The 22464-nt window shown below is 45.6% G+C and carries 21 protein-coding genes; 17 read left to right on the top strand and 4 right to left on the bottom strand.

The features are described from left to right. Positions 1-9 precede the first annotated feature (9 nt). From FGM00_RS07115 to FGM00_RS07065, 11 genes are all read left to right on the top strand, one after another. Entirely contained in the window at positions 10-4164 is a 4155-nt protein-coding gene (locus FGM00_RS07115; protein ID WP_138852229.1) for a DUF6531 domain-containing protein, read from the top strand. Continuing rightward, the gene (locus FGM00_RS07110; protein WP_138852228.1) at positions 4155-4958 is read left to right on the top strand and encodes an ankyrin repeat domain-containing protein; all 804 of its coding nucleotides are present in this window, start codon (positions 4155-4157) and stop codon (positions 4956-4958) included. Before FGM00_RS07115 ends, FGM00_RS07110 begins: the two co-directional genes overlap by 10 nt. Positions 4959-5466: 508 nt before the next feature. Continuing rightward, positions 5467-5724: a DUF6966 domain-containing protein gene (locus FGM00_RS07105; RefSeq protein WP_138852227.1), complete on the top strand. Its 258-nt coding sequence runs from the start codon at positions 5467-5469 to the stop codon at positions 5722-5724. Positions 5725-5872: 148 nt separating this feature from the next. After that, complete coding sequence (locus FGM00_RS07100) at positions 5873-6274, top strand: DUF3592 domain-containing protein (RefSeq protein ID WP_138852226.1); 402 nt, start codon at positions 5873-5875, stop codon at positions 6272-6274. A 267-nt stretch (positions 6275-6541) separates the two neighbouring features. Next, positions 6542-8371 carry a type VI secretion system Vgr family protein gene (locus FGM00_RS07095; protein WP_138852225.1) on the top strand — a complete coding sequence of 610 codons (1830 nt, stop codon included), beginning with the start codon at positions 6542-6544 and terminating at the stop codon, positions 8369-8371. Position 8372: 1 nt separating this feature from the next. Next, positions 8373-9236 (top strand): hypothetical protein, encoded by an 864-nt coding sequence (locus FGM00_RS07090; RefSeq protein WP_138852224.1) that lies wholly within the window; start codon positions 8373-8375, stop codon positions 9234-9236. Continuing rightward, positions 9226-10365 carry a PAAR-like protein gene (locus FGM00_RS07085; RefSeq protein WP_138852223.1) on the top strand — a complete coding sequence of 380 codons (1140 nt, stop codon included), beginning with the start codon at positions 9226-9228 and terminating at the stop codon, positions 10363-10365. The genes FGM00_RS07090 and FGM00_RS07085 overlap by 11 nt, the downstream gene beginning before the upstream one ends. 9 nt (positions 10366-10374) lie before the next feature. After that, entirely contained in the window at positions 10375-11082 is a 708-nt protein-coding gene (locus FGM00_RS07080) for a PoNe immunity protein domain-containing protein (RefSeq protein WP_138852222.1), read from the top strand. A gap of 4 nt (positions 11083-11086) precedes the next feature. Continuing rightward, on the top strand, positions 11087-11593 hold the full coding sequence (locus tag FGM00_RS07075) for a DUF6630 family protein (protein WP_138852221.1): 507 nt from the start codon (positions 11087-11089) through the stop codon (positions 11591-11593). Between the two features lie 62 nt (positions 11594-11655). Further along, on the top strand, positions 11656-11841 hold the full coding sequence (locus FGM00_RS07070; RefSeq protein ID WP_138852220.1) for a hypothetical protein: 186 nt from the start codon (positions 11656-11658) through the stop codon (positions 11839-11841). A gap of 330 nt (positions 11842-12171) precedes the next feature. Next, positions 12172-12657, top strand: coding sequence for a hypothetical protein (locus FGM00_RS07065; protein WP_138852219.1), 486 nt, complete (start codon positions 12172-12174; stop codon positions 12655-12657). Positions 12658-12782: 125 nt separating this feature from the next. Here FGM00_RS07065 and FGM00_RS07060 read toward each other — a convergent pair whose 3' ends face one another. Further along, the gene (locus FGM00_RS07060; protein WP_175416199.1) at positions 12783-13850 is read right to left on the bottom strand and encodes a DUF4138 domain-containing protein; all 1068 of its coding nucleotides are present in this window, start codon (positions 13848-13850) and stop codon (positions 12783-12785) included. A gap of 429 nt (positions 13851-14279) precedes the next feature. Between FGM00_RS07060 and FGM00_RS07055 the strand changes: the two genes are divergently transcribed. The 6 genes from FGM00_RS07055 to leuB all read left to right on the top strand — a co-directional run bounded on the left by FGM00_RS07055 (position 14280) and on the right by leuB (position 20283). Continuing rightward, positions 14280-14747, top strand: a complete 468-nt coding sequence (locus FGM00_RS07055) for a hypothetical protein (protein WP_138852217.1) — start codon at positions 14280-14282, stop codon at positions 14745-14747. Positions 14748-14940: 193 nt separating this feature from the next. Next, on the top strand, positions 14941-16356 hold the full coding sequence (gene leuC, locus FGM00_RS07050) for a 3-isopropylmalate dehydratase large subunit (RefSeq protein WP_138852216.1): 1416 nt from the start codon (positions 14941-14943) through the stop codon (positions 16354-16356). Positions 16357-16395: 39 nt separating this feature from the next. Then, positions 16396-16743 carry a four helix bundle protein gene (locus FGM00_RS07045; RefSeq protein ID WP_138852215.1) on the top strand — a complete coding sequence of 116 codons (348 nt, stop codon included), beginning with the start codon at positions 16396-16398 and terminating at the stop codon, positions 16741-16743. Positions 16744-16784: 41 nt separating this feature from the next. Then, positions 16785-17381 (top strand): 3-isopropylmalate dehydratase small subunit, encoded by a 597-nt coding sequence (gene leuD, locus FGM00_RS07040; protein ID WP_138852214.1) that lies wholly within the window; start codon positions 16785-16787, stop codon positions 17379-17381. A gap of 185 nt (positions 17382-17566) precedes the next feature. After that, positions 17567-19084 carry an alpha-isopropylmalate synthase regulatory domain-containing protein gene (locus tag FGM00_RS07035; protein WP_138852213.1) on the top strand — a complete coding sequence of 506 codons (1518 nt, stop codon included), beginning with the start codon at positions 17567-17569 and terminating at the stop codon, positions 19082-19084. Between the two features lie 143 nt (positions 19085-19227). After that, positions 19228-20283, top strand: a complete 1056-nt coding sequence (gene leuB, locus FGM00_RS07030) for a 3-isopropylmalate dehydrogenase (protein WP_138852212.1) — start codon at positions 19228-19230, stop codon at positions 20281-20283. Between the two features lie 240 nt (positions 20284-20523). Here leuB and FGM00_RS07025 read toward each other — a convergent pair whose 3' ends face one another. The 3 genes from FGM00_RS07025 to FGM00_RS07015 all read right to left on the bottom strand — a co-directional run bounded on the left by FGM00_RS07025 (position 20524) and on the right by FGM00_RS07015 (position 22456). After that, a complete protein-coding gene (locus FGM00_RS07025) occupies positions 20524-21063 on the bottom strand; it encodes an ester cyclase (protein WP_138852211.1) in 540 nt (179 codons plus the stop codon). 10 nt (positions 21064-21073) lie between these two features. Beyond that, the gene (locus tag FGM00_RS07020; RefSeq protein ID WP_138852210.1) at positions 21074-21472 is read right to left on the bottom strand and encodes an ester cyclase; all 399 of its coding nucleotides are present in this window, start codon (positions 21470-21472) and stop codon (positions 21074-21076) included. Positions 21473-21604: 132 nt separating this feature from the next. After that, complete coding sequence (locus FGM00_RS07015; protein WP_175416198.1) at positions 21605-22456, bottom strand: helix-turn-helix domain-containing protein; 852 nt, start codon at positions 22454-22456, stop codon at positions 21605-21607. Between the last annotated feature and the right edge of the window lie 8 nt (positions 22457-22464).

Here is a 22464-nt window from a genome sequence, read left to right as displayed (position 1 = left end):
AGAGCAGTTATGTTATTGGCCAACAAACATTTTACCCCAGTCTTAGGAATCGATATCCATATCGTAATCATCCTTGGCGCCCCGGTACCTATGCCTCACCCCTATATCGGTATGGTGATGGATGTGATGGACTATATCCCCTTTTTAGGCTCAACGGTTAACGTAAACAATGTGCCCAAGGGAAACAGTCAGACCTCTGGCGTATTGGCCACTTTTTTCCATATTCCGATGGGCGGTCCATTTTTGATGGCCCCGATGATCGGTCATGATTCGGTTAATTTTTTCGGAAGCACCACCGTGCATGCGGAGGATAATTTTATGTCCCCCGCGGGCTATATGGTCATGACCTGTAACGATATCGGAATGCCGCTGACCCTTTCGCCCGGTAAAAAGATGAAACCGATTCCCAGCCTATACCTTCCGACCTCAATGTCGGTACCCTTACCCATGGGTAAACCGGTATTCGTAGGCGGTCCGTATGCCCCCGATTGGGCAGGTGTTTTGACGGGATTGTTGATGTCCTACGGGATGGGGGCGATTATGAAAAAGGTTGGAAAAAAGCTTACGAAAGGCCTGAAAAAGTTGAACGACAAACTTCCGATGAACAAGGCCACAAAAGGCCTGAAAAAATCGCTTTGTAAATTCGGCTTTGAACCAATTGATCTTGTCACCGGTAGAATGGTGTATGACGGGGAGGATTTTAGCCTGCCCGGACCCATTCCCATCACCTGGGAGCGCAATTGGTATTCGGACTCCGAATACGACGGACTTCTCGGTCACGGTTTTTCGTGTAATTATGACTTGGGACTGCACATCAATCCCGAAGACCAGAATATGGGGCTACGGCTGGCAGATGGCAGATTGGTCGCTATGCCTATCTTGAATGTTCCCGGCGAACAATATTACGATCGTTCCGAAAGAGTTACGCTTACCTATATTGACAAATTCACCTATGAGGTCGAGCATCACGAAGAGCAATTGACCTATGTCTATCAAAGGCGCACACCCACGGTATATAAACCTGTTGCCATTCGAAATCCGGAAGGGTTTCAAATTGAAATGGAATACAATTCGGCCAATGCACTTACCCGTATGGTCGATAGTGTCGGGCGTGTCATAGAACTCCGACTCGACAATAAAGATCGGGCTACCCAGATTACGGTCACACATCAGGGTAACACCAGAAAATTGGTTTCCTATGCGTACAGTGAAGAAGGAGACCTGATTCGTATCGGGGATGCCTTGGACCAGGAAACCAAGATGGAGTACAGCAACCATCTCATGACCAAAAAGACCGATAGAAACGGACAAGCCTTCTATTGGGAGTACGACGGAAAGACGACGGGTGCCAAGTGTATTGCCACGCAAGGCGACGGTGGTATTCTTTCCGGAACCCTAGAATATGGCGAGGGATATAATATTATCACAAATTCCCTAGGGGAACAAAGTACTTACTATTTCAATGAGTTGAACCTCTGTACGCAGGTGACCGATGCCATGGGCAATCATATCTTTCACGAGTATACGGACTATATGGAACCGTATCGCGACATCGATGAAGAAGGAAATGCCACAGGCTACAGCTATGACCAGCGCGGCAATCTTACGGGTATACATCGGCCGGACGGTTCGCTAACCAGTTTTATTTACGATGATAAAGATCGTCTGGTACTTACCAAATATCCCGTAGGCGGATCGGTCATCCGTACCTTCAAAGAAGATCGCCTACATGCAGTCATTGGTCGGGATGGCGGGGTCACTTCCTTCGGATACAACGATAACGGACTTATTGACGAGGTTCGGGACAACGCCGGAAATATCTCCCGACTGTTCTACGATGGCGATTACAATTTGGCCAAAATGGAACTGCCCAACAAGGCGGTGGCCAGATGGAAATATGATGTGTGGGGTCGCGTGCACCAAACCAGCAACGCCCAGGGCCACGAACAGAATTTCGTATACGATGATTTGGATCGGGTCAAACAAATCGTGGAACCGGATTTGAATACGGTACAATTGCGCTACAATGCCTATGATGAGGTAACCGAGCTACATCAAAAAAACGGAAAGGTAAAATTCGAGTATACCCCTTTGGGCAGCCTAAAGATGCGGGAAGAACGAGGGCGAAAGGTGTTCTTCGATTATGATACGGAGGAACAACTACGTTTTATCGATAACGAACATGGGGAACGCTACCGTTTCAAGCGAAATCCCAATGGGGATATCGTTACCGAAATCGGTTTTGACGGCCTAACCCGAATGTACCAACGGGATCGCGCCGGGAAAGTGTACCGCGTAAACCGCCCCGAAGGTAGATTTACCGAATACGAGTATGACAACAACGGTCGCATCACTCGTTCAGAACACAGTGACGGCACTTGGGAAACCTATAGTTACGACCTTAACGGGAACTTAATCGAGGCCGTAAACGAAAATAGCACGATACAATTAATCCGGGACAAGGCCGGACGCGTCATCGCCGAAAACCAAGACGGGCATTTGGTACAGAGCGAATTCGATAAATTGGGCAATCGCACGAAAATCACCAGTAGCCTGGGTGCCGAAATCGACCTCCTCCGAAATAAAATCGGGCAGATCGAAACGATGAACGCCCAAGTGCATAAGCCTGAAACAACGGAACAACCCTTCTCCCCCCTTGTGGGAGATGTCCGCACTGCCTCCGACGACAACGCAGGAGGAGAGGAAGGCATCAAGGGGGCCAAGGGGGCGTGGTCCGCCAATTTCGCCTACAATTCCATTGGTATGGAAACCGAACGTCTCCTGCCCGGTGGTATAAAGGTCGAAATGAAATACGATGAGGCTGGGCGGCCTATACAGCAAAAGGTCGCCAGAGGCCGTAGCGAAATGCGCCATCGTACCTACAATTGGAATGCGAACGATCGCTTGACCCGAATGGTAGATGAACTGACCAAAGGGCAAGTGAACTACACCCATGACCAGTTTGGAAACTTGGCTTCCGCCAAGTACGAGAACCATGATATGGACTATAAGTTGCCCGACGAAGTGGGCAACCTGTACCGAAGTCAAACCAAAGGCGACCGAAAATACGGTGCGGGCGGCCAGTTACTACAGGATGGCAGGAAGAAATTCAAGTACGATGAGGAGGGGAATTTAATAGAAAAATCGTCCCCGGACGGTACCGAGTTCTATGAGTGGTACGGGAACGGAATGCTCAAGTCGGTAACCAAGGCCAACGGTAAAAAGTTGATTTTCGAATACGACGCCCTAGGAAGAAGAACCGCAAAAGTAGGCCCTCTAACCCCCAAAGGGGGAATTGTTACAAGATTTGTATGGGATGGAAATGTTCCGCTACACGAATGGAACTATCCCCTCAAAGACCGTCCGGAATGGGTGGTTGATGAATGGGGCATGTTATCGAAAGACAAAGAAGAGCCGATCGCGAATTTAACGACATGGGTCTTCGATGAAGGTACCTTTAAGCCTTCGGCTAAAATTGTAGACGGGGAACAATTCTCCATCATTACGGATTACTTAGGTACGCCGGTGGAGATGTACGATTCCCAAGGCACACGGACTTGGGCGGTAGAATATGATATCTACGGAAAAATACGAACGCAGCTTGAAGGTAGCGCTGAGGATTGTCCATTCCGATATCAAGGGCAGTATGAGGATGTGGAAACAGAGTTATATTATAATAGGTTTCGGTATTATTCGGCTGAGGAAGGGGTTTACTTGAGTCAGGATCCGATTGGTTTGGCTGGTACAAATCCTAATTTTTATGCCTACACGAAAGATAATAACACCTGGGTAGACCCATCTGGCCTTAATGGTTTGCCCAAAGTATTTTGGTCGGGGGGCGCGAAAGCAAAAGAAGCTGCTGAAGCCTTTGCTAAAAATTCTGGAGGTGAAGTATTAGAAATGACTCCGCAGGGAAAGGCCTTGGAAAAGTGGACTAAGGACATGGACTGGGCAGATGCCAAGCCGTTGTGGAATAAAACGTCTCAAGCATTTGCTGGTTCTGCGCCCAAATCCCAAAAGGTTGCTTATGCTTTCATAGATTCATCTAAATATCGGGGAGCTGATAGTGTTTGGGAAGAATTTGAAAAGCCAATTTTAGAAAAGAAGGGCATACGAACCAAAACGATAGATATCAATAAAAAGCCTAAGATAAAATGCCATTAATTGAAACGCTGGATGGAGAGGGACTACAGTTAAGTAGAACAAGCATTAAATATATATCACCAAGTGGGGAATCTTATTTCGCAGAATGCGAACCTGTGGTAAGCTCTGACTACGATATGGCTGTTTATGTGGACACTTTGTGTGACGAAGATGAAATATGTATAAAAGACAAGAACGTAATTAATGATATATTTTATAAGATAAAAATATTGGGTAAACGTATCGGGGCCAAATTAAAGTTTTTTAGAGATTATGGTGATGTTTTTGAACCTAACCATATACACAAGAGTAAAAATTACATCCCTAATAATCAAAGATATAATCGACTTGAAGAAACAATTGAAAAGTCTAATATTTCTGAATTTGAGCGTGTTCTAATTGAAAATCCCTCTTTATATCTTACCGAAAGATATGGTTTTAATAATGAAAGTCTTATGCATTACCTTGCAAAAAAAGGAAAGGTATCGTTTTGTAAGTTGTTATTAGAGAAAGGGGCAATCTGTGATGAATTAGGACTTAATAATGAGACCCCACTTGTAAGAGCCTCAAGTAATGGGCATTTAGATATTGTAAAGTTATTGACAGCCCACGGAGCCGATATAAATGGCAATCCAAAAGGTTTAGCCACACCTCTTATTGCCGCAGCCGCTATGGGACACGAGGAGGTGGTATTTTACTTGCTGGAAAGCGGTGCAGACAAAACAATTAGGGATAAGGACCTGGGTCAGACCGCAGAAGAAATTGCAAAGAATATGTATCAGAATTCAATAGCTGAGATTATCAATTCTTTCTAATTGAATACTTTCTAAGGTCCATAATAATAATTGCTTAGAGCCAATGTCGAGAATGAGGCTAAGTCTTCAAAACTTGGAATTCTCATATTATTTAACGAGGAGTTGCAGGCTAAATGTACTAACCTAGAAATACCCGTTAGATTAGATTAAAATCAACAAAAAGCATCTTTGGTTAAATCGATGAAATTAGTTACTAAAGCAGATACAATAATAAGGGTACTTCGAATTATTCAAAAGGACATAAATGAGGGTTTTTTAAATTTTATTATTAAAAAAGTATTCTTTTCTACATGAAATACTCTTGAAAACATTAGATTTAAAAAGTAATCACGTAAAAAGGTCAGTAAGGGCCTATTTAGATGTCTTTGGCGATTATGAAAATCACGTACTTGGTACGATGTACTATATTGAAAAATGCATTGATAATTAACTCGAATCATAAATGATTATTTAGCTGATATGGTTTTAATGCTCTAGCCTGCCTATTTTTGACTTTGACAGTAATTAAATGAAACAAATTCTGCAAGATATTCTTGAAATTTTAAAGACAGTTGGTGAAAGGCAATGGATTCCCGTTTTTGAAAATTTCATACTTGGTATGGAGATATCCAAATCGAAAGAGTTAAAGAAAAATATTAGAATGATTTATGGAGGTGTTGGTTCTTTTAATGATTTGGTTCTGTATCAAAATGGACAATTATGCCATAAGGAAAATACTATGCTCGATGAGTTAAGGCGAAAGTTGTTTAAAAGAATTACGGAGTAAAATAGCTGTAATCTTGTAATTCCTTTATCGATTACTGTAAATCCGACTATGACTGACATCCCTTCCCTATCAAGTTGTCATGTTTACTCACCACACACCTATTCCCAAAAAACCGATAACTTAGTACCTTCAGCCAAGAACATTCTCGATGAAACAAATACTAATTCTCACGCTCTTCATAGCACCAAGTTTGCTTTTCGCCCAACAAAACACCGAAAACTGGATAGAGACCGAAGCCAAGATCCTAGAAGTACATAACAAGATCAAGGCGAAGAGTACCAGGGCCTTTGCCACAATTTCCTTTACGGCCAATGATGGCAATCAATACGAAAGTCAAGTGGAACTCTTGGCCATTCCGCTATTCGGGACGACGAAATCCGTTGGGGATTCCGTTTCCATTCTGTACAATCCCGAGACCCCGATATTGGCCAAATCGGTAGGCACCGGTTTTTTAGAGCAATACGGACTCTACCTATTGATCGGGGCTGGAATCCTATTCAGTTTCACGCGTTTAAAAAAAGCCTATACTTCCAAGAACTCTGCCGATTAAGTCGGCAATCGCTGGCAAAAAAAACTAGCATGAACTGCACGGTATCCAAAGCCGGTAGAGTGGGCGTCGTTTGCAAAATAGGAATTGTACGCTAGACGATTCCCTATAATCAGGGATGCTTTTGGTATTCCTCCTAACTACTTTTGACCTTTATTTTTCAAATTGAAATCCCTTTTACGATAATTCAACGTACATAATCAAGAGTACTTTTCGTTTTGTGATTCAAGCAAAAATTTGAGTAACTTAAACCTCTAAAGCGCACCCCACATGCCAAAAATCGTACAAATAAAACTCATCGTCGGCGGCGAGGAGTTTCTTCCGAAATCAGGTTACAACGTATCAGTCGAACAATCCGTAGGAGGGCACAGCGCTTTTCGTATCACCTTTCCCTCCAATGCCACAGAGGGCTATGAAGGGGTCATGATGAATACCGCACTTTCGTTTGTCGGCAAAAAGGCCTCCATTGGATTAAATGGCAATCAAATGGAATTCTCGGGTGTCGTGACCTCGGTCGATTTCCAAAAGGGAGTCGGAGCGGCAGGTACCATCGTACTCTCCGGGCACGGACCATCGGTGCTCCTATCGAACTCGATACAGTGTTTTAGTTATGATGAGGGTACTGCACTTTCGCAAGTGATAAACGATACCGTAAACGGCCATTCAGGGGAACATTTGAAAACAGCCATAGGAGAAGGCACCGACATAAAATTGCCCTACACGGTGCAGTACAACGAAAGTGATCTTTCCTTTTTACAGCGCTTGTGCAGCCGTTACGGTATCTGGCTCTACCACAATGGAAAAGAATTCTGTATAGGCCGAAAAGGACATAAACCGGTACAGGGTACTGTCGGGGTAGATGTACTGGCCTTTAATGTATCGACATCCTTAAGGGAACAGCAATTTGCGGTCAAAGGGCATGATTGGGTCAACGATACCCTACTCGAAGCGGAATCCATCGCCCACAACGCTAGCTCTTCCCATCCCTATCTCAGTCGGGTCAAAAGTGAATCGGATGCCGTTTTTGCAAAAAAAGGGCTTTACGACTACAATGTGGGCCAGCACGAATACAGTGCCCAAGGGGGCGTCGATTTGGCAACCAAGGTAAATACACTGGGCAAATCCTCAGGAATGGTGTTGGCCTCGGGAACATCGGAAGTATCAAACCTCCGTGTAGGCGACACTCTGGAATTAACGGGCCTGAATTTCTCCAATCCCACTACCAAGGATCCTTATGGTTCGTATGACATCGTAAAAGTTGTGCATCGCTTTGATCACAGCGGGCACTACCGCAATGATTTCGAAGGGGTACCGGAAGGGACCCAACACCTCCCCTATTCCAATAGTTTTCGCATACCCCGTGCCGGAGCGCAACGGGGCTGGGTTTTCGATAATGCCGACCCCGACGGACTCGGTAGGATCAAAGTACAATTCCCTTGGCAAAAAGCCAAAGGAACCAGTACGCCTTGGATTAAAATGAGCACGCCATATTCCGGTGGCGGAAAAGGCTTCTATTTTATTCCTGAACTGGAAGAGGAAGTACTGGTGGGCTTCGAAGGCGATAATCCCGAAAAACCTTTTGTACTAAGTGCGGGCTACAATACGGCCGCCAACAGTGGTTTTGCGGACCCGGATAACAACATCAAAGCCATCAAGACCCGTAGCGGACACCTGATCGAATTGAACGATACCGATGGGGAAGAGAGCATTACCATTACCGATAAGAACAGCAATAAGATTTTCCTGAATACCAAAGACAGTAGCATCAGTATCACAGCTCCGGCCAATCTGTCGCTAACAGCGGATACCATCGATATCAAGGCGAAAAACGCGTTAACGATGAAGTCCGTGGAGTCCACTATCGCCATTGGGGCCAAGGAGGCTATTGGTATGCATAGTACGGAGGCCACGGTGCAGATCAGTGGTAAGGAAAATGTAGACGTGCGCAGTACCGAGGCTGAAACCAAGATCAAGGCCAAAACGACTTTGAATATCGTGGGCAATGAAAAAGTGGACATTCTTTCCGGGGATCAGTTGGCGATGCACGGCAAATCTACAAGCAAGCTTACGGGTGGTGAGGTACATGTAAACAAAGGCTAAGATGGAGACGGAACTGCAGATCAAACCTTATGCCCTACAGCATAAAAACTACCGTCATACGGCCAAGTCCATCGTGGCCACCAAAGACATGATGATGAAAAACTCGTCGGATACGGTCTTACAGAAAACCTATGTACAGCCCAATATTTCCGGGAATGGACTTATTTTCGATGTAAAAACGATTTCCGAGAAATATGGGAAAGGCAGTGCCACAGAAAAGCTGAATAGGGAAATGAATACCCTCTTGCACGAGATTACCGTAGGTACCGATGCAAAGGGAAATTTCGAAAAAATTTACAACAAACCTAAGGTCGTCGATGCCTGGGCCAAAGTTCGAAAGCAGTGGAAAAAGGAGGCGAATAAAGAGACCCGTGAACAGATCAATAAAACCATTGCGATCGTAGAAGAGAACCTTGCCAATGGCAGTTTCGAAAAAGAAGTCGCAAACCAAGGGGCGTTGTACTTTTTATTTCCGGGGCTTTACGGCAATTACGCCTCCAATTCCGAAACCGTCGTCAAAAGACAGCTCGCAAAGTTTTTGGTCACCCAGCCCCTACCCCTGAAAATCGAATACAAGTTAAAATCACCGGGTAACGTGAAGGACCCGTTGGTCATTGAGGGTATCGGGACCGTGGATGAAGAAAAACTCGACGCCAGGGAACTGACGAAATTCATACGAACCATAAAAGATAAAATCAACATGAAGGTCGAGCTACAGGTAGACTACAAAGAACGCCTGGAGTTCGACCGTATGCATTGGCTCGTAAAGGGCTCACAACAAGTTAAGGTAAAGATCCCTGGTTTTTATATGACCGAGAGCAAACAGGAGATCACCGAACTGGAAGAAGAGACGCATGGGGAATAAAAAATACGTACCGCAAGGCACTTATTTGGCCTGTGACAAGGGCACAGTGCCGATGGAGTTTATCATCACGAACAACAACAATTCATTTTTGTTCGAGGAGCCCGTGGCGAATACAGGCGATATGGTACCGATGGTCAATGTAATGCCTCTAGGCGTGTGCACGATAACCAAGAATGCCTGTGTACCTGCGCCGATCATGTGGGACGGTTTTGAGGATGGTATTTTCGTAGGGTTCTTTAACCCCTTGTTGGAAGATTCGGTATTGCCCTGCGCGGTGGGTGGAAAAATAGAGATTTATTATTCGTTGGAAGATGCCACATCGGCCTGTGCCGAGGAAGGTGGAGGATTTTGGAGTACCCTCGGGAAAGTGGTCTTGGTCGTAGCGGCGGTAGCACTTATTGTTGTTACCGGTGGAATGGCCATTGCAGCCATCGGTGCGATAGCAACAGCTTCAGGAGCATTGGCAACGGGTATCGCCGTTACGGTTGCGGCCTTGGAGGTCGCTGGATGTCTATTGACCGTAAAAGCCTTATATGATTATTCCCAGGATGGGGATGAAGAGGCACTATTTAAGGAAGTTGCCTTGGGCTTTTTGTTTTTGGGGGCAGGTGCCGCTTTGGCCAAGGGAGCAAGGGCATTGAGAGGTTCCAAATTTATCGACGACATTCTAAGAAAATTTGACCCAACCACAGCAACGAATAAACAAAAAGGGAATTTTGGGGAAATCATGTCTAGTGAGAATTTGGTAAATAATCCTGCTTTAAAGAAAAAAGGATATAATTTAACCAAGATCGGGGACCCTCCGGTTTCGAGTTTGGATGATAAAATCGTAAAGGGAATAGACGGTATTTATGAAAATGCAACTCCACCACCAAAGTTCGTCGTCGACGAGGCCAAATTCAACACGGCTCAATTAGGCAAAACCAAAGACGGCAAGCAAATGAGTGATGCCTGGGTAAAGGGCAGTAAAAGACTTGAAAATCAAGTTGGTCGCAAAAAGGCCAATGAAATTATCAAGGCAATGAAAAATAACAATGTTGAAAAAGTAGTAAGTCGGGTAGACGAAACTGGAAAAGTTGTAACGAGTAAATTAGATAGCGCAGGAAAAATAATTGGTCCATGGCCTTAAAATATACAAATGAAATTAAGAGATAAGTTAAATACCGAGGATGGGTATAACGAAATTATTGAAGAAACAAAAGAGTTCATAGATTCTGAATTGGATGATTTGGCATCATATAACAAGGATTCTGCCAATGACAAGGATAAGATTATCGCGACCTATGAGAACCTTTTTAAATATAACCTCGAATTATTCGAGACGTATTATTCATTGGGCGAGGATGTTTTGAAAGGGAAAAGCGTTTTTATCGCTAATATCCATGCCATGCAAGAATCATGGGATGCGCAAAGTGTTTATGTACAGATGGTTACCATGTTATCCATTGGCATTCTACTGGAAACCGAAGGTGAAAATTTTAATAAATTAATACGCCTGGTCGAACGTGACAATGTTAATGATTATCTCATCGACCTGCTCATCCAATATAGGGATCAAGATTGGCAACAAACGGAGAGTTTTCTTTGGAACAAACCCTATAAGGGCATAGCTGAAATCGTAACACTTTCCAAGGAGGATAAAGTAAAGGCTTTGGAAAGGTTGAAGAAGTACCTATCCGAGTGGTATAAAAGCTTGGAGACCAAAACCCATGAGAGTAAATGGAACATCCATACAGGTTACTGGTGCTGGGAAGCAGGAGCGTTGGTTAAAATCTTAGGACTTGACGATAGTAGTCTAAAAGACCAGCAATACTACCCGTACGATATGGTACACTGGAAAGACTAGGTATATGGGAAGAATAGAACCTTTGCTGGAACTGGCGAAACTAATCTCAGAAGACGATTCTTTTGTTTCCGAAGTACAATTGGCCGAAAACCAACCTTTCAACTATCTCGGCCAGTTCGAAAGGGCATTGCAGGAACGCGGCATCCATAGCGCCATACCCTCCTTGCCATGGATCGCCTTTGTAGACGGACTTGCACGACGTGACCAATTGGTTGAACTCGATTGGAAAGATGACCCGCAAGAGCTTATTGCAACCACAATGAAATTACTCAAGAACCATCCGGAACATGAAGGGTTAGCCGAGCCCATTAAAAAGATTGAGCCCTTTATCGATGAGGATATCGAAGAATTCCTGCCTCAATTAAATGCCGCTTTAAAAGAATTCGATGTGCAGCTCGTCTGGATCGATATCGACAGCGATAGCTATCCCTTGACGATTCTTCCCTCCAAGAATGTAGATGAGGCCGAACGATTGGCCTCGGAAGCTGACTATGGCAGTCTAAAATTATAATTTACTAGACCAAAATACCTTTTCGCGACCACTTGGGTTACGGTTCCTGAGCTGGTCGAAGGATGGTCCCGTTGCTGAACGTGATGCCCATGGGGGTCTGTACGGTAACCAGTAGCGCCTGCGTCCCCGCCCCGATCATGTGGTATGGGTTCGAGGATGGTATTTTCGTAGGGTTCTTTAACCCCTTGTTGGAAGATTCGGTACTGCCCTGTGCGTCGGGTGTAGACCAAGTTGTTCACGTTCTCTAGGCAATCAAGAGGCTAGAAATAAGCATCAAGACAGAACGTTTAGTACGTCTGACGAACGGTAGGTTTCTTGATTCTTGTAGCCTTCAATCTTCTGAGGTCTTTCTAGATTTCTATGGTACGGGATGGGGCCGATGCCTCAATGACGCAACCTGGAGCTGGTTCATTTCCTTCTCGCAGGATGCGCTATTGTCGAGTCCCGTCGTATGAATAAGAATAGCATCAAAATCCCATCAATAGAAAACGACCTCTAAAAACAGTTGCCCCTCTACGCAATATTTTCGATAGTTTCCCTTTATAGTAACCTATCCATACATCCTAAACCAATATTTTATGAAAACAATCTCCACTATAATAGTGCTCAGTATGACCATATTGAGTCAATTTATCTTTACACGTGCCAGAATTCCCATTCCCTACGGCGAGTCGGACGAAATCATTAAAATGGTCGATTTGCCCGACACCGATATGTTTCAGTTAGACGATGGCACCTATTTTGATATCGGCAGCAAATACACCATCAGTCATATCGTATGGTTGGCCTACAGCAATACCGAGCCGGAAATCGTTGGTTATATCGATGGTCGGGAAGACGAATATCTTGAGCTCAGTGCAGAGCAGTTAACAGAAATCGCTACGCTCGCCGAAGTGGAGATTCCAGCTGAGGGCGAAGTTTCATTCTTTCATAAAATCGGGGGCAAGATAGTTCTTGGCCTTTTAGGTGCCATAATCCTGTATGGTATCTACAGTTCTTATTTTGGCAAAAATGAAGAGGAGGAAGAGGAAACGCAAACCTCTGATGCCACGAAAACGGAGTAAATAACAGAATATAACATATCAAAAAGCCATCGCCATATCAATAGCGATGGCTTTTTATATTTTCGAAGCCTAAACCAAAACTTGTAAAGTCAAAGGCCATAACGGACCTTCAAATCTGAATGACATCAGCGCGTTGTCGCCAACGAGCGCTCGCCCACGGCATTGATCAATTGGCCGTCAATATTCAAGACGGTGTTGCGCATCCCATCCTTTTCGTCCAATACCACGTAAACCTTTTGATCCGTGCTTAATCGAAACTCCTTTAGAACATAGATCATTTTCTTTGTTCTACCCGCTTCGACCTCCTCCAGATGTTTATAAATGTACAATGGGGTTATTTGCAGCGGCTTGCCTTTGACCGATGAGCGCACGTAAAACCGTAACTTTTCTGCCTTAAATTTAGAGGTCAAACGATTGGTTGCCTGAAAAATAAAATACAGCTCATTTTTATCGGCGGTAAGGGTATTTAACTGCAGTTCGATTCCGGTTCCGGCTTTTATGGATTTCGATGACCGAAGATCTTGATTGTATTGGTTCTCGCAGAAAATAGCGTAGTAACTCTCCCGGTCGGTTTCATAGAGACTGCTTTCTTCGGGCAGACCTTCATATGCTTCTGTTTGTTCGCTTTCCGTAAAATCCTTTTCTGTCTTTTCTTTTGCTCCGACCTCGGAACGCAGGGTCATGCGCTGGGGTTCTTTTACTGAGGTGATTTGCGCTTCCTCGGAAAGTTTTAACTCCGATATTGTCGTTGTTTCCGTACTCCGGGGCTTTTGTACCGCTTCGTCTTCAAGTTGAGGTGTTGCCTGTTCCTCCATCTCTGTTGGAATCGCACGGGGTACGGCCGAGGGATTGATCGTACCTATGGCATGGTCCGCAGATAAAACATAGGTGAAATTGTTCACCTCTTGCTCATACTGTAGTAAAAATGAAAATATACTACCGTCTTTGGTAATGACCGTTAAATTGCTCGCTGCCCCTTTTCTTGCCACGAGTGTACCCATAGTGCCGTGTTGTTCATATTGGAATCTATAGTTTACCGCCGGTTTGATCACGCGCTGTATTTCCGAAGGAAAAAATAAGGTTACGGTAATACTCTCGTTGGCAACTACGGTAATGGGCAAATTGTTGGCTTGCGCAATGGCGATATGGGCCAAAAGGAAGAGGGATAGTAAAAATGCTGATTTCAGCTTCATAACAAGTAGGTTTAATACAGATCTTGGGGCGATACATTTCTTGGTTGAAAAACATATCACACTGCCTAAAAGACAGTTCTTGTCATAAAGGTATGCCGCGCGCAAGCCTGGAACCAATTTATTCGCCATCTGGTTTAAATTTTTGGATGTGTAGTTCTTATAGGGTCGCCAAACGTTCGCGCCCCGGCCTTCGGTACAATATATGCCCGTATCAAATCGTGTTTACCGCTGCAATAAACGAATCGCAAAAGGACTACTATTTTATAGGTCGAAGGTCAGCGATAAGGAGATGGGGCCAAACACTGAAATCCGTATCATTTTTTTCACTGGAAACAGCTAGAAGGGCTATGTCGATATCGTGGATTTTTACAATATGAAAACAATCCTATTGTTTCATTTTAACGGAGTCATCAATCTAAAAACACGATCATGAAAACGACCCTTGCCTTGCTTATCCTAGCCACCGCACTTTTTTCCCAACTATCGTTCGGAAGGGCGAAAATACCCTTGCCTTTCGGTACCAAGGAAAAAATCATCCATACCATGGATTTACCCGATCATAAGGCATTTCAATTGGCAGACGGCCAGTATTACGATATTGGGAGTCATTACGAAATCCGTCACCTATTTTGGTTGGCCTATGCCCATTCGAAACCTCAAATCGTCGGGTACCTCGGCAATAGCGATGCCTATGTGGTCCTTACCAACAGCGAGTTAAAGGCCATTAAACAAAGAGCGAATATTGAGCTTGCCGGTATGGCAGAAGTTGGTTTTATGGATAAAATTGGTGGTAAAATACTCTTGGGAGCCCTTATGCTGCTCGCCCTATTTGGGGTGTACACGACCTACTTTTCAAGAAGGGCATCGCTGGAGGAAGAAGAAAGTATCGCTTTTTAAATCCCCTACACCACGTTCCCCATTAAAGATGTTGTTATTCCACATCCAAAAAGATGTGGTATTTTCCATTCTTCGTATCATTTCCCTCAGTTTTCTTCACTCCATTTTTAGGTTGAACGTCGTAATTTTAAGCCGCAAAAATTTCCTAAGCGCCCTTCTTTCCTTAGCTTTGTAGGCTTAGAATTCAAAGTTTATGAGTGCAAAAAAGACACTATTTGACAAAGTATGGGACTCTCATGTGGTTCATCATATTGAAAACGGGCCCGATGTATTGTTCATCGACCGCCATATGGTTCATGAAGTAACGAGTCCTGTCGCCTTTCTGGGATTAAAGAACAGGGGGATTCCGGTCATGCACCCGGAAAAAACCTTTGCTACCGCAGACCATAACACCCCGACCATCAACCAGCATTTACCCGTCGCTGATCCGCTTTCGGCACATCAGTTGAAAATGCTTAAGGAGAATGCCAACGAGTATGGTATTTCGTATTGGGGATTAGGACATGAAAAAAATGGCATTGTACACGTAGTGGGTCCGGAATACGGCATTACCCAACCCGGGGCCACCATCGTTTGTGGGGATTCCCATACGTCAACACACGGGGCTTTCGGAGCCATTGCCTTCGGTATCGGAACTTCGGAAGTAGAGATGGTCTTGGCGACGCAATGCATTATGCAACCGAAGCCCAAAAGAATGCGCATTAATATTACAGGGGAATTGCAATACGGCGTTACCCCAAAAGATGTCGCTTTGTTTATCATCTCCCGATTGACTACCTCGGGTGCCACGGGCTATTTCGTGGAATACGCGGGGGACGTTTTCACCAATATGACCATGGAAGGGCGTATGACCGTCTGTAACCTGAGTATTGAAATGGGCGCACGTGGCGGGATGATCGCTCCCGACGAAACCACGTTCCATTACATAAAAGGACGCGAATTTACACCCAAAGGGGAAGCCTGGAACAAGGCGATGGATTACTGGCAGACACTATATACCGACCCGGATGCCATTTTCGATAAAGAATTGACCTTCGACGGTTCCTTGATCGAACCCATGATCACTTACGGTACGAATCCGGGAATGGGAATGGGCATATCGAATGATATCCCGACTTCCAGTATGGTACAAGGCGGGGCTTCCACATATAAGAAGTCATTGCAGTACATGCAGTTCGACGAAGGCGATTCGATGATCGGAAAACCCATCGATTTTGTGTTCTTGGGAAGTTGCACCAATGGAAGAATAGAGGATTTCAGGGCATTTGCCTCCATCGTAAAAGGCAAAAAGAAGGCGGACCATGTTACGGCCTGGCTCGTACCCGGAAGCCATAAAGTAGAAGCGGCCATTAAGGAAGAAGGCATTCTGGATATTCTTACCGAAGCCGGCTTTGAGCTTCGTGAACCCGGTTGCTCGGCCTGTTTGGCCATGAACGACGATAAAGTTCCTCCTGGCAAACTGGCGGTAAGTACCTCCAACAGAAATTTCGAAGGCCGTCAAGGTCCTGGTTCCAGAACACTATTGGCGAGTCCGTTAGTGGCGGCAGCTGCGGCGGTTACGGGAAGGGTCACGGATCCTCGGGAGTTGATGCAAAAAGAAATGGCTTAGCGCCTTTCGCTTTACGCCTTACGCTAAATAGTGCTTACTATGAGAAATTTTAGAAATTACAAAGTTTGGGAACAAGGGCATGCCATAACACTTGCCGTGTATAAAGAAACACAACGATTTCCAAAATCGGAAGAATTCGGACTCAAAGGTCAAATGAGAAGAGCGGCATACTCCATTCCCTCAAATATTGCAGAGGGCTGTGGTAGGGAGTCTGATGCTGAATTCAAAAGATTTTTGATTATTTCACAAGGCTCGGCCAGCGAATTGGAATACTTTCTAATACTATCGAGGGATTTAGAATATATCGATGAGGCTACGTATCAAGAAATGGATAACGAAGTCAACAAGACAAAGAGAAGCATCAATAACCTAGTAAATAAAGTATAATAGCGCAAAGCGACGAGCACATAGCGCAAAGCGATAAAATTATGGCCTACGAAAAATTCAAAATACTAAAAACTACAGCGGTACCACTGCCGATCGAAAACGTGGATACCGACCAGATCATTCCGGCGCGCTTCTTGAAGGCGACGACACGTGAAGGGTTTGGGGACAATTTATTCCGTGACTGGCGGTACAATCAGGACAATACCCTCAAAGAAGATTTTGTATTGAACGATGCGACCTATAGCGGGAAGATTCTCGTTGGGGGTAAAAACTTCGGATCGGGTTCTTCACGGGAACATGCGGCCTGGGCGGTGTATGATTACGGCTTCCGTTGTGTGATCTCGAGCTTTTTTGCCGATATCTTTAGAGGGAACTGCCTGAACATAGGTGTGTTGCCCGTACAAGTGAGCCCTGAATTTCTACAGAAGATATTCGCGGCCATCGAAGCGGACCCCAATACGGAATTCGAGGTGAGCCTCCCGGAACAGAAAGTTACGATTTTGGCGACTGGTGAAAGCGAGTCCTTCGACATCAACGAATACAAGAAAGGCAATATGACCCATGGCTTCGATGATATCGACTATTTGTTGAACATCAAAAAAGATATAGAGGCTTTTGCCAAAAACACCCCGCTTTAGGACATCGCACCACGACGACCGACTTTGCGAGGAGCATTTCCGTGACGAAGCAAACTGTTCATCAATCTGGAACGGATTACGTAAGGGCGCGCTTTTGAAAAGCTTTTAGTACGTTTGGATGTATTGGAACAGCGACTCGCAATATAACACAAAACCGAATCCCCGCATCTTTGGGAGAGCACAGCATGAAAAGAACCATCGAAATCATGGATACCACCCTACGGGATGGCGAACAAACCTCCGGGGTATCCTTTTCCGCCTCTGAAAAACTAACCCTGGCCAAACTATTGCTCGACGAGTTGAAGGTCGACCGTATCGAAGTGGCCTCGGCACGTGTCTCGGAAGGCGAACTGGACGCGGTAAAGCAAATCACCTCATGGGCGAAGTCTCAGGGCTATTTAGACCGAATCGAGGTATTGACCTTCATCGATGGCGGGGTTTCCTTGGAATGGATGAAAAAAGCCGGTGCGAAAGTGCAGAACTTATTGACCAAGGGTTCGTTGAACCATTTAACGCACCAGCTCAAAAAGACCCCCGAACAACATTTTAAAGCCATTGCCAAGGTCATCGCGCAGGCCAAAAAGCAGCGGATAACTACCAACGTATATTTGGAGGATTGGAGCAATGGTATGCGCAACTCGAAGAAATATGTGTTTGAATACCTCGATTTTCTAGCCACTCAGCCCATAAAGCGAGTGCTGCTCCCCGATACGCTCGGAATCATTACCCATACGGAAACCTATGAGTACCTTTCCGAAATCGTGCAACAGTATCCCAAAATGCATTTCGATTTTCACGGGCACAACGATTACGATCTTGGGGTGGCCAATATCATGGAGGCGGTAAAAGCGGGTTGTCACGGACTCCACCTTACCGTAAACGGCATGGGAGAACGCGCCGGGAATGCGCCTATGGCCAGCGCTATCGCGGTCATCAACGACTTCCTTCCCGAAATGAAAATCAATGTCAACGAAAAAGCACTCTACAAAGTAAGCAAACTCGTCTCGGCTTTTACAGGAGTCGGCATTCCTTCGAACAAACCGATAGTTGGGGATAATGTTTTTACACAAACCGCTGGTATACACGCCGATGGCGATAGTAAAAATAACCTATACTTTAGCAATCTGATGCCGGAACGTTTCGGCCGTAAACGGAAATACGCCTTGGGAAAAATGTCCGGGAAAGCCAATATCCAAAAGAATTTACAGGAGCTCGGACTGACGTTGAACGATGACGAACTGAAAAAAGTCACCGCGCGTATCATAGAACTAGGGGATAAAAAAGAACGGGTCACTAAAGAGGACCTACCGTACATCATTTCGGACGTGTTGGATACCGATTTCAAGCAAAGTGTTTTTGTAAAGTCCTATGTACTCACCCACGCGAAAGGTTTGCAGCCCTCCACTACCCTTTCCATGGAAATCAATGGAAAGACCTATGAAGAAAACGCTTCAGGTGATGGGCAGTACGATGCCTTTATGAATGCGCTACACAAGGTATATGCCTCCCAAAAAAAGGCTTTGCCGACCTTAACGGACTACGCCGTACGTATTCCACCCGGAAGTAATTCCGATGCGCTTTGCGAGACCATCATCACCTGGGAAATGGATGGAAAGGAGTTCACCTCCCGCGGCTTGGATTCCGACCAGACGGTAAGTGCGATCAAGGCGACGGAGAAGATGTTGAATTTAATAGCCCCCTAGCGCCCAAAGGGGGAATCGTATGCTTTAATAATCTCGCATTTTTAAAACTTTGTAACGTATTAAAATTCTATATTTCGAAAGCCACCTATAAACTCATAAACAGTCTGCCGTAGGCAAGACGACTAAACTCCTAAACTTTTTTAATGAAACTAAACATTGCCCTATTGGCCGGCGACGGAATCGGCCCCGAAGTAATCGACCAAGCCGTAAAAGTATGTGATGCCGTAGCGAAAAAATTCAACCACGACCTGAATTGGCAACCTGCCCTGACAGGGGCTGCCGCTATCGATGCGGTTGGGGAACCCTATCCCGACGAGACCCATGAGATTTGTGTCAATGCCGACGCGGTCTTGTTCGGTGCCATCGGCCACCCGCGCTTCGACAACGACCCTTCGGCCAAAGTACGCCCCGAACAGGGACTTTTGAAGATGAGGCAAAAATTAGGCTTGTTCGCCAATGTACGGCCGACCTTTACCTTTCCATCCCTAATCGATAAATCACCTTTGAAACGGGAACGTATCGAAGGGACCGATTTGTTGATTTTACGAGAACTGACCGGAGGGGTTTACTTCGGGGAGCGCGGCAGAAAAGATGACGGGAATACCGCTTTTGATACGATGACCTATACCCGGGCCGAAATTCAACGGTTGGCCAAAAAAGGATTTGAAATCGCCATGACACGTTCAAAACGCCTTTGTTGTGTGGACAAGGCCAATGTGTTGGAATCTTCCCGACTATGGCGCGAGACCGTACAAGCCATGGAAAAGGACTATCCAGAAGTTGAAGTCTCCTATGAGTTCGTGGATGCCGTCGCTATGCGTTTGGTACAGTGGCCCAGCGACTATGATGTGATGATTACCGCCAATCTGTTCGGGGATATCCTAACGGATGAGGCCTCGGTCATTTCAGGGTCCATGGGCTTAATGCCATCCTCTTCCATCGGGGAAAAAGCGCGCCTGTACGAGCCCATTCACGGTTCCTACCCCCAAGCGGCAGGAAAGGATATCGCCAACCCCTTGGCCACCGTACTTTCGGCTGCCATGCTCTTCGAGGATTTCGGCTTGACGGAGGAAGCCAAGGAAATCCGCCGCGTGGTGAACAAATCCCTGGCAGAAGGCATTGTAACCGAAGATCTGGCCGATGGCGCCAAGGCCTATAAAACCAGTGAGGTCGGGGATTGGTTGGCAGCGAGCATTTGAACCCTAAGCATCCGGGTCGATAGCTTAAAGATTTTCGAAAAATAAAAAGGGCTGTATAGAAAGGCTTCTATACCGTTATTTCGAGCGCAGTCGAGAACAATAAGATCATGAGGTTCAAGACATCTCGACTGCGCTCGATGGGACAACATAGTAAAATCAGACTTCTAAGACAGCCCCTTTTCGATTGCCCCTACGGACTTTGGCCAAGGTTGTTTTTCGTAATCGGCCTTCGCCGAAATATCATTTTTGTGCCGCATTCAAGGCCTTGAGCACCGCATGATTGTCCTTTAAAAAATCCCACTCGTTTCCGAATTTTCCATCCACCACATCAAAGTACCAGGCTTCTTCCCAAGAAAGTGCTTGGTTTTCGGCTTCTATCCCTTTCAAATAATCATCGCCATAGGCGGCGTCAGGGCTTTTTAAGGAGTAGGTTTTGGCGTAGTTGGCGGTAACATTGAGCCATACAACGCCCCTATTTCCCTCGACCACCAAATGTTTGATGGTTGCTGCGTAATTGGGAAACGACGTTCTAAAGGCAGTGTGTTCCGCTATAAATGCTTCCGGGTCGTACGGCAGGTATTTCGGTAGCGTTGTTTTCCAATCCGAGGCGTTCACGGCTCGTATGTACTCCTGAATGAATTTTTGAGTGCTTTCTTCGGCAGCATCCAAATCTTTATATTGCTGCAGCTCGGCAGTGGTCTGCGCATTAGTATCCGTGGTCGACGTTTCGCCACATGATAGAAGCACCAACAGACTCAAAACAAATAGTACGTTTCTCATCGGTCGCTAATTAATGGGTGGGTGCTTCGGTAAGCTTGGGCATGACCCCCAGCTGTTCCATCAAAATCATTTGGTCGGCGATCAACCACATGTCCGTGATCATTTCATTTTCGATGGTGTAGCGGATCACAAAGGGAAGATCCATCTTCTTTCCAGTAGGCGGAATACCGTTCAACGCCCCTTGGTGAACCCCCGTCGCACGGGCCTGTACCACTACCTTATTGCCTTCGGTGACCATCTCTTCGACAAATAGCTCGTATTTGGGAAAGGCGCCTTCAAAAAAAGCAATGTGCTCCAAAAGCTTTTCATCGTTGGTAAATTGTTCGCATAATTCCCGCGTCTTGTCCTTCCCCGAGAGGGCATTAAAATAACGAAGGATAAATTCCCGGTTCTTTTTAAGATTATCCATATTGGGTATGTTTTATATTAGGCATTGATTGCTCTGTTCAAAGTTAGGGGGGAGATTCGGACGAAAATTGACCGGATGTTGCAAAAATTTGTGCGCTTGTTTCTTTTTGACGCCATCGCATCCGCTTGGGCCTTATTTATAATCCGAAGGTTTAAACCCGAATTCCTTTTGAAACGAACGGGTAAAATGACTTTTACTGGCAAAACCGACGGCGTAGCAGACTTCACTGACATTCAAATCTTTTTCATTGGATTGCAAGAGCTTTTTCGCCCTTTCCAGGCGCACAAAACGCAGGTATTGTTGGGGCGACCTTTGGGTCAAGGCCTTTATTTTACGAAAGAGCTGGGTGCGGCTCAAGGCCATCGCACTGGCCAAGGAATCAACCTTAAAATCGGCATCGCGCATATGGGAATAGATGACCGCATTCACCTTTTTCAAGAAAACACCCTCACTGGCCCCTTTTTTCTCAGCTGCGCTTTCAAAATTGGCCGTATTCGAAAAATAGGATGCCAAACGTTTATTGATAACGGCATGGTACATTGGGTACTGCTTTGGCAACAAGGTCCCGTTGCGTGCAACGGCTTTGCTAGTACCGCTGTTCGCCTTGGTGGGAATCATGACCGTAAAACGGGTCCCTTTTTCCAAGCGCGTGACAGTCAATCCGTGGCGTACGGCGGATAGGATTTCGCCCATTTTGGAAAGGTCGACCCCGGTATTCTCAATAGCTACCAAACTGTGCTCGGGATGCTCGGCACATTGGCCCAAAGAAACGAAAACGGCATAGGATTGCGGGGTAAAGGTGATGACACGGCTCAACAACACCGTAATTTCAGAAAGCACCTGCTCGGGATTATAGGAAGCACACAGACTCGCGACCTCCGTTTGAAACACCAGACGTACCTCCTGCGCGGCCGCAAAGGGTTGTAGCCCAGTGACGAGACCTCGAAAAAGGGGGACTAAATCGGCTGTTACTTGAAATCCCAAAATAAATG

Source organism: Aggregatimonas sangjinii, assembly GCF_005943945.1.
GTDB classification, from domain to species: Bacteria; Bacteroidota; Bacteroidia; order Flavobacteriales; family Flavobacteriaceae; genus Pelagihabitans; species Pelagihabitans sangjinii.
The sequence above is the reverse complement of the archived record's forward strand: the minus strand, read 5'-3'. Positions and strand labels throughout refer to the sequence as shown.

Coding starts and splice junctions, on each gene's coding strand:
- FGM00_RS07115 (WP_138852229.1), top strand. CDS start 10: ATGTTATTGGCCAACAAACATTTTACCCCAGTCTTAGGAATCGATATC.
- FGM00_RS07110 (WP_138852228.1), top strand. CDS start 4,155: ATGCCATTAATTGAAACGCTGGATGGAGAGGGACTACAGTTAAGTAGA.
- FGM00_RS07105 (WP_138852227.1), top strand. CDS start 5,467: ATGAAACAAATTCTGCAAGATATTCTTGAAATTTTAAAGACAGTTGGT.
- FGM00_RS07100 (WP_138852226.1), top strand. CDS start 5,873: ATGAAACAAATACTAATTCTCACGCTCTTCATAGCACCAAGTTTGCTT.
- FGM00_RS07095 (WP_138852225.1), top strand. CDS start 6,542: ATGCCAAAAATCGTACAAATAAAACTCATCGTCGGCGGCGAGGAGTTT.
- FGM00_RS07090 (WP_138852224.1), top strand. CDS start 8,373: ATGGAGACGGAACTGCAGATCAAACCTTATGCCCTACAGCATAAAAAC.
- FGM00_RS07085 (WP_138852223.1), top strand. CDS start 9,226: ATGGGGAATAAAAAATACGTACCGCAAGGCACTTATTTGGCCTGTGAC.
- FGM00_RS07080 (WP_138852222.1), top strand. CDS start 10,375: ATGAAATTAAGAGATAAGTTAAATACCGAGGATGGGTATAACGAAATT.
- FGM00_RS07075 (WP_138852221.1), top strand. CDS start 11,087: ATGGGAAGAATAGAACCTTTGCTGGAACTGGCGAAACTAATCTCAGAA.
- FGM00_RS07070 (WP_138852220.1), top strand. CDS start 11,656: ATGGTCCCGTTGCTGAACGTGATGCCCATGGGGGTCTGTACGGTAACC.
- FGM00_RS07065 (WP_138852219.1), top strand. CDS start 12,172: ATGAAAACAATCTCCACTATAATAGTGCTCAGTATGACCATATTGAGT.
- FGM00_RS07060 (WP_175416199.1), bottom strand. CDS start 13,850: ATGAAGCTGAAATCAGCATTTTTACTATCCCTCTTCCTTTTGGCCCAT.
- FGM00_RS07055 (WP_138852217.1), top strand. CDS start 14,280: ATGAAAACGACCCTTGCCTTGCTTATCCTAGCCACCGCACTTTTTTCC.
- leuC (WP_138852216.1), top strand. CDS start 14,941: ATGAGTGCAAAAAAGACACTATTTGACAAAGTATGGGACTCTCATGTG.
- FGM00_RS07045 (WP_138852215.1), top strand. CDS start 16,396: ATGAGAAATTTTAGAAATTACAAAGTTTGGGAACAAGGGCATGCCATA.
- leuD (WP_138852214.1), top strand. CDS start 16,785: ATGGCCTACGAAAAATTCAAAATACTAAAAACTACAGCGGTACCACTG.
- FGM00_RS07035 (WP_138852213.1), top strand. CDS start 17,567: ATGAAAAGAACCATCGAAATCATGGATACCACCCTACGGGATGGCGAA.
- leuB (WP_138852212.1), top strand. CDS start 19,228: ATGAAACTAAACATTGCCCTATTGGCCGGCGACGGAATCGGCCCCGAA.
- FGM00_RS07025 (WP_138852211.1), bottom strand. CDS start 21,063: ATGAGAAACGTACTATTTGTTTTGAGTCTGTTGGTGCTTCTATCATGT.
- FGM00_RS07020 (WP_138852210.1), bottom strand. CDS start 21,472: ATGGATAATCTTAAAAAGAACCGGGAATTTATCCTTCGTTATTTTAAT.